11 protein-coding genes and 1 tRNA gene are annotated in these 13,678 nt (G+C 67.7%); 6 read left to right on the top strand and 6 right to left on the bottom strand.

Features of this window, described 5'->3' with window-relative positions:
- Positions 1 to 14: 14 nt before the first annotated feature.
- Positions 15 to 1,604 carry an adenylate/guanylate cyclase domain-containing protein gene (locus ASD37_RS16250; protein ID WP_056552783.1) on the bottom strand — a complete coding sequence of 530 codons (1,590 nt, stop codon included), beginning with the start codon at positions 1,602 to 1,604 and terminating at the stop codon, positions 15 to 17.
- Between the two features lie 93 nt (positions 1,605 to 1,697).
- Between ASD37_RS16250 and ASD37_RS16255 the strand changes: the two genes are divergently transcribed.
- Together ASD37_RS16255 and ASD37_RS16260 are read left to right on the top strand one after the other, a co-directional pair.
- Entirely contained in the window at positions 1,698 to 2,912 is a 1,215-nt protein-coding gene (locus tag ASD37_RS16255; protein ID WP_056552787.1) for a DNA polymerase III subunit delta', read from the top strand.
- Between the two features lie 69 nt (positions 2,913 to 2,981).
- Positions 2,982 to 3,057: transfer RNA gene (locus ASD37_RS16260), tRNA-Thr, on the top strand.
- On the opposite strand, the gene ASD37_RS32710 is transcribed toward ASD37_RS16260, so the two are convergent.
- The gene (locus ASD37_RS32710) at positions 3,010 to 4,086 is read right to left on the bottom strand and encodes a D-2-hydroxyacid dehydrogenase (protein WP_082570206.1); all 1,077 of its coding nucleotides are present in this window, start codon (positions 4,084 to 4,086) and stop codon (positions 3,010 to 3,012) included. The two genes, ASD37_RS16260 and ASD37_RS32710, sit on opposite strands and share 48 nt — an antisense overlap.
- Positions 4,023 to 4,793: a class II aldolase/adducin family protein gene (locus ASD37_RS16265; protein WP_056552790.1), complete on the bottom strand. Its 771-nt coding sequence runs from the start codon at positions 4,791 to 4,793 to the stop codon at positions 4,023 to 4,025. The genes ASD37_RS32710 and ASD37_RS16265 overlap by 64 nt, the downstream gene beginning before the upstream one ends.
- Before the next feature lie 306 nt (positions 4,794 to 5,099).
- On the opposite strand from ASD37_RS16265, the gene ASD37_RS16270 reads away from it, so the two are divergent.
- Positions 5,100 to 6,227: an extracellular solute-binding protein gene (locus ASD37_RS16270; protein WP_082570172.1), complete on the top strand. Its 1,128-nt coding sequence runs from the start codon at positions 5,100 to 5,102 to the stop codon at positions 6,225 to 6,227.
- Positions 6,228 to 6,303: 76 nt separating this feature from the next.
- Here the strand turns inward: ASD37_RS16270 and ASD37_RS16275 are convergent, their stop codons facing one another.
- Both ASD37_RS16275 and ASD37_RS16280 read right to left on the bottom strand, forming a co-directional pair.
- Positions 6,304 to 7,452, bottom strand: coding sequence for an ABC transporter ATP-binding protein (locus tag ASD37_RS16275; protein WP_056552796.1), 1,149 nt, complete (start codon positions 7,450 to 7,452; stop codon positions 6,304 to 6,306).
- The gene (locus tag ASD37_RS16280) at positions 7,449 to 9,254 is read right to left on the bottom strand and encodes an ABC transporter permease subunit (protein ID WP_235568345.1); all 1,806 of its coding nucleotides are present in this window, start codon (positions 9,252 to 9,254) and stop codon (positions 7,449 to 7,451) included. The genes ASD37_RS16275 and ASD37_RS16280 overlap by 4 nt, the downstream gene beginning before the upstream one ends.
- A 143-nt stretch (positions 9,255 to 9,397) precedes the next feature.
- Here ASD37_RS16280 and ASD37_RS16285 point away from each other — a divergent pair, with 143 nt between their 5' ends.
- The 3 genes from ASD37_RS16285 to ASD37_RS16295 all read left to right on the top strand — a co-directional run bounded on the left by ASD37_RS16285 (position 9,398) and on the right by ASD37_RS16295 (position 12,303).
- Positions 9,398 to 10,744: an NAD(P)/FAD-dependent oxidoreductase gene (locus tag ASD37_RS16285; RefSeq protein WP_056552802.1), complete on the top strand. Its 1,347-nt coding sequence runs from the start codon at positions 9,398 to 9,400 to the stop codon at positions 10,742 to 10,744.
- A gap of 87 nt (positions 10,745 to 10,831) precedes the next feature.
- Positions 10,832 to 11,590 carry a FadR/GntR family transcriptional regulator gene (locus ASD37_RS16290; protein ID WP_056552805.1) on the top strand — a complete coding sequence of 253 codons (759 nt, stop codon included), beginning with the start codon at positions 10,832 to 10,834 and terminating at the stop codon, positions 11,588 to 11,590.
- Entirely contained in the window at positions 11,587 to 12,303 is a 717-nt protein-coding gene (locus ASD37_RS16295; protein WP_056552808.1) for a PDC sensor domain-containing protein, read from the top strand. Before ASD37_RS16290 ends, ASD37_RS16295 begins: the two co-directional genes overlap by 4 nt.
- On the opposite strand, the gene ASD37_RS16300 is transcribed toward ASD37_RS16295, so the two are convergent.
- Positions 12,300 to 13,658, bottom strand: a complete 1,359-nt coding sequence (locus ASD37_RS16300; protein ID WP_056552811.1) for an FAD-binding oxidoreductase — start codon at positions 13,656 to 13,658, stop codon at positions 12,300 to 12,302. The genes ASD37_RS16295 and ASD37_RS16300 overlap by 4 nt on opposite strands.
- Positions 13,659 to 13,678: the final 20 nt, after the last annotated feature.

Here is a 13,678-nt window from a genome sequence, read left to right on the forward strand (position 1 = left end):
GAGAAGGGCTAGGGCTAGGTCTGGGCCTGGCTCGAAAACCGCCGTGGCGCAGCCAGATTCAGCGGCCGCGCCAACTGGGTGGGTGCGTTGCGGCCACGGAGTTCGACGGTCTCGCCGACGTCCCAGCACAACGCCTCAGCGTCGAGGGCGCCGCTGACCGCGATCGCCGACGCCAGCACGTGACCCTCCTCGAGCTTCGCCAGCTCGGTGAGCCGGGCGGCCTCGTTGACCGGGTCGCCGATGACTGTGTACTCGAAGCGGGCCTGGGCGCCGATGTGACCGGCGATGGCCCGGCCCGCGGACACTCCGATGCCGAAGTCGGTCTGGCCCAACACCTCGATGAGCTCGTCGTGCAGTTCCCTCGAGGCAGCCAGTGCCGCACCGGAGGCGTCGGGGTGCTCGATCGGAGCGCCGAAGATGGCGAGCGCGGCGTCGCCCTGGAACTTGTTGACGAACCCGCCATGCCGGTTGACAGCGTCGACGATGACGCGGAAGAACTCGTTGAGTAGCCCCACGACCTCGGCGGCGGGCCGGGTCGAGGCCAGTTGCGTCGAGCCCACCAGGTCGACGAAGAGCACCGCGACGTCACGTTCCTGGCCGCCGAGCTCGGTGCCGCGTTCCAGCGCGCGGCGGGCGACGTCCTCGCCGACATAGCGACCGAACAGGTCTCGCAGCCGTTGCCGCTCGGCGAGGTCGCGGACCATGTCGTTGAATCCGGCCTGCAGCAAGCCCAACTCGCTGGCGTCGTAGATCTGCATGTGCGCGTTGTAGTTGCCGCGCTGCACTTCGCCGAGGGCCCAGCGCAATTGGCGCAGCGGGTCCGCGATCGACATCGCGACCAGCACCGTGCCCGCCAGCCCGATTACCAGCGCCGCGACGGCCAACAGCAGGATCGGGGTGTTGAGACGGTCGGCGGGTGCGGTCAGGATTCTGAACTTGCTTGCCACCAAGGCCAACACGATGGCGAGAACCGGAACGCCGGTCGACAGCACCCAGGTGAGCACCTGCCGCTGGATGACCCCGGGGGCTCGGAAGCTCTCGGGGACGCCACCCCGGAGCGCGGCGACGGCGACGGGCCGCAGCACGCGCTCGGACTGCAGGTAACCGATGATGGCGGTCGCAGTGGCGCCGAGTGCCGCGGCGACGGCCACCACGGGCGCCGACCGGCTGGCGACTGGCCAGCTCGCGACGATGAACACGATCGAGCCGAGGAACCAGTTCGACACGTTGATCACGGACCGGTAGAAGGGCATCCTCAAGGCCCGCACGCGGGCCAGGTCGGTCACCGCGGGGTCACCACCGCCCAGCAGGCTGTCGCGGCGCTGCCAGCGGATCACCGGGATCAGCAGTCGCAGGGTCAGCCACGACAGGATCGTGAAGGACACGAAGAGGTAGCCCAGGAAGATGGCCAAGTTGAGGGCCGGCAGGTCCTGGAGCTGAATGCGGTCCTCCGCAGGCAGCCCGAACCGCAGGAAGCCCAGCACGAAGAGGGCGCCGATGATGTCGGCCTGCAGCATGCCGAGGGTGAACACCGGCCATGGTGTGCGCGCCACCCACCGGACGAAGGCGGTGATTCGCCCCATCTGTGGTGTCGGCCCGGTCATGCGTCAACCGTATCGGTCCAGAGGCGTCGGCACGGGCCCTGTTCGCCGACGTCTTCTGTCGAGTGTCGGCGGGGCGCACTAGGGTGGCGCCTGATGAGCGGTGTTTTCTCGCGTCTGGTGGGTCAGGACGCCGTCGAAGCGGAACTGGTGGGTGCCGCGTACGCGGCCCGCGGTGATTCGGCTCACAACCCACTGGGCGCCGCGGGCGGCCGGATGACCCACGCCTGGTTGATCACGGGCCCGCCCGGCTCGGGTCGGTCCATCGCTGCCGTGTGCTTCGCGGCTGCCCTGCAGTGCACGTCGGACGGTCCACCCGGGTGCGGGGAGTGCCGTGCCTGCACCACCACCATGGCGGGCACCCACGCCGACGTACGGCGGATCATCCCCGAGGGCCTGTCGATTGGCGTCAAGGAGATGCGCGACATCGTCCAGATTGCGTCGCGCAGGCCGGGCACCGGGCGCTGGCAGGTCGTGGTGGTCGAGGACGCCGACCGGCTCACCGAGGGCGCGGCGAATGCCCTGCTCAAGGTGGTGGAGGAGCCGCCGGCGTCGACGGTGTTCCTGTTGTGCGCGCCGTCGGTGGACCCGGAGGACATCTCGATCACCCTGCGGTCGCGGTGTCGGCACGTGGCCCTGGTGACGCCGCGGCTGGAGGCGATCGCGCGGGTGCTGGTCGACGTCGACGGCATGGCCGAGAAGGACGCCACGTGGGCGGCGTCGGTCAGCGGCGGCCACGTCGGGCGTGCCCGCCGGCTGGCCACCGACGAGCAGGCCAGAGGCCGCAGGGAACGCGCGCTGGGGCTGGCCCGTGACGCGGCGACGCCGGCGCGGGCCTATGCCGCCGCCGAGGAGCTGGTGGCCAGTGCGGAGGACGAGGCGAAGGCCCTCACCGGTGACCGCAACGAGGCCGAGACCGAGGAGTTGCGGACCGCGCTCGGGGCTGGCGGCACGGGCAAGGGTGCCGCGGGTGCGCTGCGGGGCGCCGCCGGGGCGCTCAAGGACCTCGAGAAACGCCAGAAGTCGCGGCAGACGCGAGCCTCGCGCGACGCGCTCGACCGGGCGCTGATCGATCTGGCGACCTACTTTCGGGACGCCCTCCTGGTGTCGTCCGGGGCCGGCGCGATCCAGGCCAATCACCCCGACATGTCGGAGAAGGTGGCGGCGATGGCGGCCCACGTCCCGCCCGATCGGCTGCTGCGGTGCATCGAGGCCGTGCTCGAATGTCGCGACGCGCTGGCGATCAACGTCAAGCCGAAGTTCGCGGTGGACGCCCTGGTGGCCACCGTCGGGCAGGCTCTTCGCGGCTGACGCAGGGGATCGTTTTGGGTTGGCGCCGGTGCCTGCCGTAGACTCGTCCCGCCTGGCTGACCAGGCGTCGCCGCCTTAGCTCAGTCGGTAGAGCATCTCACTCGTAATGAGAAGGTCTGGGGTTCGATTCCCCAAGGCGGCCCCAGATTTCCTGGACGTGATCGGCGACGGACGTGCCCGTCAAGGTGCCCGTCTTCCAGCGGTCGAAGTCGTCGACGAATCGGTCGCGGAACGCACCCAACAGGTCCGCAGTGTTCGCCGACGAATGCGGGTTGATCCTGATTCTGGGCACTGCCCACAACGGCGAATCGCGACCAAGCGGCTCGTCGACCGTCACGTCGAGGGTTGCGGCGCCGATGACGCCCCACCGGACCGCGTCGACCAAATCGGCCTCGACGACGCAGCCGCCGCGCGCGACGTTGACCAGATGGGCGTCGGACTTCATCGACGCCAGCGCCGACGCGTCGACGATTCCGGCCGTCCGCGCGGTCAGCGGGGTGGCGACCACGACGAGGTCCGCCCACCGAAGCTCCGACGTCATGTCTGCACTGTTCGTGATGCGGTCGAAGTCGGGGTCCTCGGTGCGGGCGGTCCGCCCCGCTCCTCGGACGTGCACACCCAGTGCCCGCAGTTTGCGTGCCGTCGCCCGGCCGATGCCGCCGCATCCGACGACCAGGCAGGTGGACCCGGCGAGGCGGCGCACCGAGATCTCCTTCCAGAGACGGCCGTCCTGCTGTCTGGCGGCGAGGTCGAACTCCTTGACGTGGGACAGCGCCGCGGCGACGACGAACTCGGCGATGTCCTCGTCCTGGATGCCTGCGGCGGTCGTGACCGTTGCGGTGAGATGCCCCAATCGGGGTGACAGCACCGCGTCGAGACCGGCCGCCGCGACGTGGATCCAGGACGCACCGGTGGCGTCGCGCAGCACGTGGTCAATCGCGGGAAACGTTGTGTCCCAGACCAAGACGACGTCCGCGGTGGCGACGAGGTTGGAGTGTTGGCCCGGCGCGACCACGCTGATCGCCGCCTCCGCCTCAAGTGCCGCGAGATCTGGCGGGGGCAGGTCCGGATCGGCACCCGTGAGGACGACGAGGTGGGGCGCCGACGCCGTCACGTCAGGACCGAGTCCACATCGGGAACGAGGTTGCGCTGTGCCCACTGAAAGGACTGCCACGCCATGCCGTCGTCGTACTCGTCGTGCACCAGGCGTGCCGCCTCTGCGCTGATCGGCCGTGCCGCAGGGGCCTTCAGCTGGACCTCGGCCGATCGCTCCATGAGCAGGAAGAATCCGACCGCCGAGTCGACCGACAGTCCGACGGTCAGCAGGCCGTGGTTGCGCAGAATCGTCCCGCGCTTCGCACCAAGTGACGCGGCTATCCGTTTCCCGCCCGCGGCCGACGTGATGCTGACCTCCTCGTCGTCGAAGACCGAATGGTCGTTGAAGAAGGCGCAGGCCTCCTGCGAAATGGGAAGCAGCTCAGTAACGTTCGCGGAGAACGGCGTGCCGTACGGCGTGTGGCAGTGCACTGCCGAGACCACTTCCGGTCGGGCCTCGTGAAGGGGACCGTGGATGTAGTAGGCGGCGTCGTTGATGTGACCGCCGCCCGCGACGGACCCGTCCGGTTGCACCAAGACCAGATCGTCCACGGTCATCGCCCCGAACGGCACCCCGTAGCGCGCCAGCCAAAAGCAGTCCAGCCGTTCGGGATCGCGGGCGGAGATGTGTCCGTCCCCGAGCAGACCCCAACCGGTGGCCCCTAGTACGCGGTACGCGAGCGCCAGTCGGTGCTTTCGTCGAGCGCGCAGTTGCGCCGGATCTGCGATGACGGGCTCGGTGGCATGGGGATCGAGATCGCGGGGTCGGTCGTGTTCGAGCGTCATCTGTGGGTCACGTGTCCTCTCGGGTGAAGCCGGGTGACCACGTCGTCCGTTGGGATCGTTCAAACGCAATACCCGCGCCTGCTTTTAAAGATATAGTAGTAGATGATATGTGCGGGTTGGTGCGGCTTCGACTCGACGTGGCTATGCGCGCGCCAGAAGTGTTGTCGTCAAACGCATTGCGGGGATGTGCCGCGTCACCTCCCGGTTCGCTGCGTTCACCCGGGTTTGCGTTCCTCTTGACCCCGGCCTCAGAAAAGATATAGTTCAATCGGATTAAAGCTCCCCGTCGGCCCAAAGGAAGCAGTCATGTCGAAAGCATCGTTACGGAGAGCGGCGCAGTTTGCCGCCATCGGATTGTCCGGAGTGCTGGTCGCTGCTTGTGGCGGGTCGCCCGCCCCGGCGCCGGACGCCAGCCGGTTCGACCCCGCAGTGTTTCCCGCGTCCACGTTCAGTGGGCTGAAGGGCTCGCTCACCTGGTACGACTCCTCTGGCGGCGCCACGACGGAGGCCAAGGATTCGACCGTGTGGAAGGACTTCACCGCGCTGACGGGATTGCCCGCGCAGGCGGAGTACACCGACGGCACCTCGACCAAGTTCCGGGCCGCCGCCGAGGCGGGACAGGTGCCATGGAACCTCATCGAATTCGGCAGCGGTGGCGAGTTCTTCCAGGCGGCCGACGCCGGACTCCTCGCTCCGATCGACAAATCCGTGGTGCCGACCGACAAGCTGGCACCGACTTCCGTTGAGGACTATGGCATTCGGGTTGAAGAGAACGGCGCCCTGCTGGCGTGGAACACGAATGCGCTGAGTGGCAAGACTCCGACGTCGACCGCAGATCTGTTCAACACCAAGGACTTCCCGGGCAAGCGCTGCATGTACAAGTACCCCGTCAGCGCCGGGACGCTCGAAGTCGCGTTGCTGGCGGACGGTGTGCCTGCCGACAAGATGTACCCGCTCGACGTGAAGCGTGCGATCGCCAAGCTCGCCACGATCAAGGACGACATCGTCTGGTGGGATTCCGGCACCACCTCCATGCAGCTTCTCAGCAACGGTGAGTGCTCGATGGGAATGATGTGGAACGGCAGGCTCTTCGACGCCATCGAGAATCAGAAGCTGCCGTTCGGCTACACCTGGAACGGGGGCTTGCGGACCGCCGCCTACTACGCGGTGCCCAAGGGTGCGCCGGAGACGAAGACCGGGATGGCGGCCATGGCGATGTGGTTGCTGGATCGCCAGGGCCAGATCGACTTCGTGAACAAGACGACCTACAACACCGACATCAAGGACCTCACCCTGGAGGACTACCAGGCGAACGTCCGCCCCTACATCGCGCAGGGGCCGAATGTGGCGAAGACGGTCACCGAGGACTCGCAGTACTACGGCAAGAACCTCGACGCGGTGTCGCAGGAGCTGGCTGAGTTCCAGAGTCAATAGGGTCACACGCCCCAACGCCTGAATGAAGATGCGGTCCAACGGGTTTTCCCGTTGGACCGCATCTTCGTCTGTCCGACTACGCGGAGCCCGCGTCTTCGGGCACCACCAGAGCGTGCTTTGGCTGCCATCCGAAGGCGACGCGTTCGCCGCTGTATCGGGGTGACTCGCCGTCGTAGAGCAGCGCCGAGGTCTTCCCCAACAGATCGGACTCGATCACCACGCTGCGACTGTTTCCCAGGAACGTGGACTCGACGATCACACCCGTGTCCACCAACTGCACGTCGGCGTGGGGCACCGAGTCGTCGGGGTGCCATGCCCATACCTTTTCGGGGCGCACCGCGGCGAGGAGGGAATCCGTTCCGCCCGGGGCTGCAGTGCCGTAGGAGGCGTCGAAGGACGCGCCGCCGTCGGTGCGTGCGTGGACCAGGCCCCCGCCCCGCGGAGACACCTCGACCGGCCACAGGTTGACCTCGCCAACGAAGTTGGCCACGAACGCATCTCGCGGTGTGGAGTACACCTCTTCGGGGGTTCCGATCTGCCGAATCTCGCCGTGGTTCATCACCACCACGCGATCGGACATCGTGAACGCCTCCTCCTGGTCGTGGGTGACGTAGATGGTGGTGATGCCGGTCTCGCGTTGCACGCGTCGGATCTCACGTCCGAGCTGTTGGCGTAGACGACGGTCCAGCGCGCCCAGCGGCTCGTCGAGCAGCAGGACCTTGGGGACGGCCGCGATGGCGCGGCCGACCGCGACCCGCTGCTGCTGGCCACCGCTGAGCTGCTCGGGCCGTCGCTGGGCGAGGGCGCTCAGCTCGACGAGTTTCAGCACCTCTGCGACGCGCGCGGCGGCTTCGGTGTCCGAGACCTTGCGAACGTTCAGGGGAAAGCGAATGTTCTCCTCGGCCGTCATGTGCGGGAACAGCGCGTAATTCTGGAATACCAGCCCGATCTCGCGCTTCTGCGGTGGTGTCCGGGTGACGTCGGTGCCGGCAATGGAGATGGTTCCCGACGAGGGATCGACGAGCCCTGCAAGGATGTGCAGGAGCGAGCTCTTGCCTGATCCGCTTGGTCCCAACAGGGTGACGAACTCACCTGGCTGCACGTTGAGCGACACGCAGTCGAGTGCGGTGATCCCACCGTATTCGTGGTGAAGGTCGGTGACCTTGATGTAGGCCTGTGGAGCCGAGGCGGCGGTGGTGTCGTCGAGGTGTTGGGTGATCGTCATTTGGTGTGGCCTTTTCGCGAAGGAGAGTCGTCAACCGACGACGGTTCTTGGGTACGTCGGCGCCCGACCACGGCTCGGATGCCGACGTAGAGCGCCGCCAGGACGACGACGAGGAGCATGAGCATCGAGCCGATGGCGGCGATGACGGGGCTGGCGCCGCTCTTGAGCGACGAGTAGAAGTTGACCGGCAGCGTCTTGTCGAAGCCCGTTTGGAAGAGCGCCACGACGGCCTCGTCCCACGAACTGATGAAGGCGAGTAGTGCGGCGCCGATGAGGGCGGGGACGATCGTCGGGACCACCACCTTCCGCAACGCGTAGAGCTTGCTGGCGCCCATCGTCCACGCAGCCCGCTCCAGGCTCGGGTCGACGTTGTCCAAGGCGGCAGCCACGACGAGATAGGTGAAGGGAAGGGCCAGAACGGTTTCCACCAACACCAGGCCCCACCAGGTGTCCAGCGCGCCGATCCGCGCCTGCACGTCGAACGTGCCGATGGCCAGCAGGATGACGGGTACCACGATGGGCAGGTAGACGACGCTCACCACGAAGCCCTGCAGTCGTGGCCGGGCGGCGAGACCGCGAACCCAGCGCGCCAGGAAGATCGCGATCACCAGGCAGAGGACGGCCACCGCTGCGCCGACGAGGACGCTCTTGCGCATCGACGCGGTCCACAGCGGATCGGTCAGTGCCTTGGCATACCAGTGCAGGGTGAAGCCCTTTGGTGGCCAGGCGATGGTGGAGTCGACGCCCCACGACAGCGGGAGGACGAAGAGCAGCGGCGCGAACAGGAACAGCAGCACGGCGCTGGTCACGGTCCACAGGGCGACCTTGGCAGGCCCGAAAGGCATTGCCTGCTCTCGCGATACGCCCTTTGACCCGCTCAGCACCACGCCGGATCCCGACGTCAGGCCCGTCATTCGGCCAGCCAGCGTGAAGCCGAGACACGTCGCAAGGAGCAGCACGACGCCGAATGCGCTCGCCGTTCCCCACTTGTAGTTCTGCACCTGTTGGGCGATGTAGGTCGACACCGTGGTGTCCTGTGGTCCGCCGAGAATGGCCGGCGTCAAGAAGAACCCCGTGGCGATGATGAAGTTCAGCAGCAACGCACCGACGATCGATCCTCGTACCAGCGGCAGGTACACCGATCGGAACGCGCGCCAGCTGGAGCATCCCAGGGACTTCGCGGCCCTGGTCAGGTTCGGGTCGATACCGCTCATGGCGGCGAACAAGACCAGGATCATGTAGGGCAGAAGGTAATTCGCCATCCCGATGACGGTGCCGGTCGTGTTGAAGAGCAGCGATTGGCGGCCGAGCCCCAGCGTCTCGAAGAGGCTGTTGACCGGGCCGTTGGCCGACAGTAGCTCCAGGAAGGCGAACAGCCTGACCAGGATCGAGACCCAGAACGGCAACAGGATCATCATGAACAGCGTGGTGGAGACCGACCGCCGAAGGCGCGTCATCAGATACGCCGTTGGGAAGGCGAACACGAAGGTCAGGATCGTCGAAACCGAGGCGGTGACAACGGTGTTGACGACGACGTCGCGAAGGATCTTGTCGGTGAACAGCAGCTTGTAGTTGACGATGGAGAAGCCGCCGGGGTCGTACGACAGGGTCCCGGTTGGGCTGAAGCTGCGCATCGCCACGTTGACCAGCGGCCAGAGGAAGAAGACCCCGTAGAGTGCGCCGATCGCCAACAGGAACGCTCCGGAACCCAGCGAACGTCCCACCCGCGGGGCTCGGACGGTGACGCGCGGCGTCGCGGATCGCTCGTGCGTGTCCACGCGAAGCGGAGTCGTCGTTGCCAAAATGTCCCCTTGACGGCCGGTCTTTAAAAGATACAGTTCTATCGGATATATTCAATCTGACTCAAAGGCTCAGTCGTGTCAAGAGGAGGACTCGTACCCACGCTGACACCTGCTGCCACCGTCCCGACGCGAAGAGGAACCAGATGTACCAGGTAGTGACCGAGCCCGCCGGCGACTACGACGTAGCCGTCTTGGGCGGCGGGTTCGCAGGCGCCGCGGCGTCACGCCGACTGACGCAGGCGGGTCTGCGGGTGATCGTCGTCGAGGCGCGAGATCGTCTCGCCGGGCGGATGTGGTCACAGCCGGACTTCCACGACGGCCACGTCGTGGAGTGGGGCGGGGCGTTCATGATCGACCGGGACACCTATCCGTTGACCTGGCGCGAGATCGACGCCGTCCAGTTGCCGCTCGAGTGGGGCAGCACCGAGCCCACCCAACTCATCTGGCTCAGTGAGGGCGAGCGACGCACCGGCCCGATCCCGGTGCCGCTGGACGAACTCGCGTCCCTTGAGCGACTACTCGTTCGACTCAACGAGCTGGCTAGTCGCGTCGACGCGAACCGGCCCGCCGAGGAGCAGGACCTCTCCGAGCTCGACGTTCCATGGCCCAAGCTCCTGGAGGGCCTGGACCTCGGCCCACACACTCGCGACCTGTGGCGTTCGCACATCGCCACGTTGGCCGGAGATTCCTGGGACGTTCCGTCCGCCCTGCCGCTGCTGTACTCGATCGCGCGCGCCGGATCGGTGGCAGGGGCCTCCTTCTTCGCCGCGCCGTACGACACCCCGATGGCTCGGACCCTCGGTCCCCAGCTGGCGGAGGGAACGGCATCCCTGTACGACGCCGTCATGTCGACGTCGACTGCCGACGTGCTCCTCGGCGCGAGCGTCGAGGCCGTCGACGACGGACCGTCGGCGGTGACCGTGTCGACGACGGCCGGCACCGTCACCGCCCGGGCCGTGGTGTGCGCCTTGCCCATTGGCGTGCTGTCGGCCGTCCGGTTCACCCCGGAGTTGGCCCCCGAACTGCAGGCGCTCGCGTCCGAGGGCGTGGCCGGCCAGGCCGAGAAGGTCACGGTCTTCGTCTCCCAGTGCCCCGAGCCGTTCTACGGCCACGGCATCACCCCCGACGGAGGTTTCGCCACTGCGTCGACGACCTGGCACGACGGCGACCGGGCGATCGTGGTGGGATTCACCGCCGAGCCGGGAGTGCTCGATCTGAACGACGCCGCCGCCGTCGAGGCGTCACTGCGCCACTACGTTCCCGGCATCGTCGTCGAAAAGGTCGCCTGGCACGACTGGTCCAACGACCCGTTCGCCAGGGGCACGTGGAGCTACGTCCGGCCGGGCCAGACGCCGCTGCGGCCCGCGGCGCGGCAACCCCGCGGGCACCTCACCTTCGCCGGCTCGGACTTCGACGCGCGCCTCGGCGTCGAGGGCGCTTTGTACACAGCGGGTTTGGCGGCCGAGGAGGTCGTCGCACTGCTCCGATAGTCGGCGGGCGGTGGATGGCAGGGTTTAGGATGAGGCTGGGTCGTGACCGTGCCCGGCTCGTAGAAGCGAAAGTTGGTTTCAACGTCCATGGCGGCACCGCAGACGTCGGACATTCTGCGCTCGGTGATCTTCACGCCGTTCGAATACGGCGGACGAACCAAGGCGATCGTGGAAAGGCTGCGCAACGCAGTCGCACTGGACGTCTTCAAGGACGGTGACCAGCTTCCCCCGGAGCCCGAACTGGCGGCGCAGCTGGGGGTGTCGCCGGTGACGTTGCGCGACGCGCTCGCGCTGCTGCGGGAAGCCGGCCTCGTCGAAACCAAGCGCGGCCGGTCTGGCGGCAGTTTCGTGCGGCGATCCGCCTACGAACCGGTCGAACACGGTCGGGCCCAGCTGCGTGAGCTGTCCCCGGTGGATCTGCGTGATCTCTCGGATTGGCGCATCTCGGTGGCCGCTGCCGCAGCTGCGCTGGCAGCCGAACGGGCCTCGGACGAAGAGGTGGACGTCCTCCAGGTCCACGTCGACTCCTTCGCCAATGCCGCGGACGCCGCCGCGGCGCGGCGGACCGAGGGCCGGCTGGTCATCGCGCTGGCCACCGCATCTCAGTCGTTGCGGCACACCCGGGCGGCCGTCGAGTCGGTCGTCGACTACGGACCGCTGCTGTCGGTGGCCTACCAATCGGAGGACCTGCGCGTCCGGGTAGCCGAATTCCACGCCGCCGCAGCCGCGGCGGTCCGCGACGGGAATGCCGCCGACGCTGCCGTCGCCATCCGCGCCGCGGGATTGCTGGTCGCCGTCGAGTTGGCCAACTACGCAGCGGATCTCAGTGCGGAGGCGGCGAAGTGAGCACCAATGCCACGGCTCTCGACAAGCGACTCAAGCGCTTCGCGGCGAAGGTCGCCGAGCGCATCGACGACACGGTGGCGGCATTGCAGTCGGCCGCGCACGAAGCGCAAGCCTCCGATGGCGCTGGGGCGACGAAGCTCTCGCACTTCGTCGACGCCACGTGTCGACTGCTCGAGCAGCGCAGTGCCGACGACGTCCTCGCCGGCGCCGGGTATGCCGTCGACGCAGCGGCCCAGTCGTGCGCTCCTGCGATGATCTGGTGGGTCCGCCGTGGCGGCTCACTCGTCGAACGGTCGCACAGCGTCGACCCGGAAGCCGACAGCTTCTACGACTACGCAGCCATGCGCTGGTTCAAGGCGGCCAAGACCGACTGTCGCCCAACGCTTTCCGGACCGTTCATCGACACGTGGGGCTCCGACGACTACACCGTCACCGTCTCGGTTCCGGTCGCGATGGACGGGCAGTCGTGGGGTGTCCTCGCAGCCGACGTCGACGTGCGTCGGTTCGTCGACGCCTTGGCCACCGACCTGCGCGCGATGCGGGCACCGGTGGCGCTCGTCAACGAGGCGGACCGGGTGGTGGTCTCCACGGTTCCGTCTCTGAGCACCGGCCTGCCGATCCGGCCCCGCGGAATGCGGGACGACCCCGCCGTCGAAAGGCGGCGCCACCCAGTGTCGACCTACGGGTGGTCGGTCGTCGTACTCGACGGCTAGGGCGTGATGCCCTGTTCGTAGCGGAACGTCTGATGCGGGTCGTAGGTCGCCTTGACCTCCCGTAACCGTGCCACGTTGGCGCCCCAGTAAGCGGTCGAGAAGTCGGGGTCGTCGGCGTTGGGCACGTTCACGTAGGCGCCGTCGGCGAAGGGCGCCAACGCCTTTGCGAAGTCGGCGGTCCACTGCAGGCATCGAGCGGTCAGCGCGTCGTCTGATTTGGGTCCTCCGCGTTCACCCCAGCCGGCCCCCGGCTCGGCGTAGAACAGAGCACCGCGGTGGGCGAACGCCGAGCCGCCCGCAGGTTCGGTGTGGGTGACCGCGCCGCCGAACGCATTGACGAAGTAGTTGCAGCCCGGCGTCGGCGCCGCCGCCAGGAACGAGCCGATCAGGTCGACCGCCTCGTCGGGAAGGGGGTGAGAGATGAACTGGGAGAGGAACTTCCAATTGGCCGCCTCGTCGTCGTTCGGGACTTGGAACCCCGCGTAGACGTCGGCCCAGTCGCCGTCGAGCATCGAGACCGCCGGGTCGCCGACGGCCAGGACGGGCTCCAGAATATGGGCGGCCTCGGCCTCGGAACCACCTGCGAGAACGGCGATCAGCTGGATCTCGCCCCGACTGATCTCCAGCTGACTGGTCACCCGCTCGTCGGCGAACGGTGCCGAGCCCTGCCAGGCGTGGAAGACCTCGCGAAGGTGGGTCAGCCCCGGCCAGCTCGCGGTGACGTAGACGATCTGGCGCAGCGGGTGCACGCGGTAGGTCAGCGACGTGACGACGCCGAAGTTGCCGTTGCCGGCGCCTCGCAGCGCCCACAGCAGATCGGGGTGGTCGTCATCCGAGACGGTGATCGCCTCGGCGCCGTCGACCCCGGACGTCACGACGACCTCGGCGGCGAGCAGGTTGTCCGACGCCATCCCGAACGCGCGGGTCAACAAGCCGAACCCGCCGCCAAGCGTCGCACCGACCAGGCCGACGGTCCCCTCCGTTCCGGTCGCGGCGGCCACACCCGCCGCGCCGAGCGCGGTGACGGCCTCCAACTGGTTGAGTCCGGCTCCGACCGTTGCCGTCCCCGCGGCCGCGTCGACCGCGACGGACTTCATCTCGCTGACGTCGATCACGATGCCGTCGTCGACGCTGTTCCAGCCCTCCAGGCAGTGGCCGCCGCTGCGTACCCGCACGGCGACCTGGTTGCGCCGAGACCAGGCCAATGCGGTGACGACGTCGCTTGTCTCCCTGGCGAATACGATCGCCATCGGATGGTGGTCGAACAGCAGGTTCCAGCCGGCGCGTGCGGTCGGGTAGGCGTCGTCTCCGGGTCGGACGACGCGGCCGGTCAATCCCTCGGTGGTCGACGTCATGGGCTGAGTATGGGGGATCG

It is taken from the genome of Mycobacterium sp. Root135, from assembly GCF_001426545.1.
In the GTDB taxonomy this organism is placed as follows: Bacteria; Actinomycetota; Actinomycetes; order Mycobacteriales; family Mycobacteriaceae; genus Mycobacterium.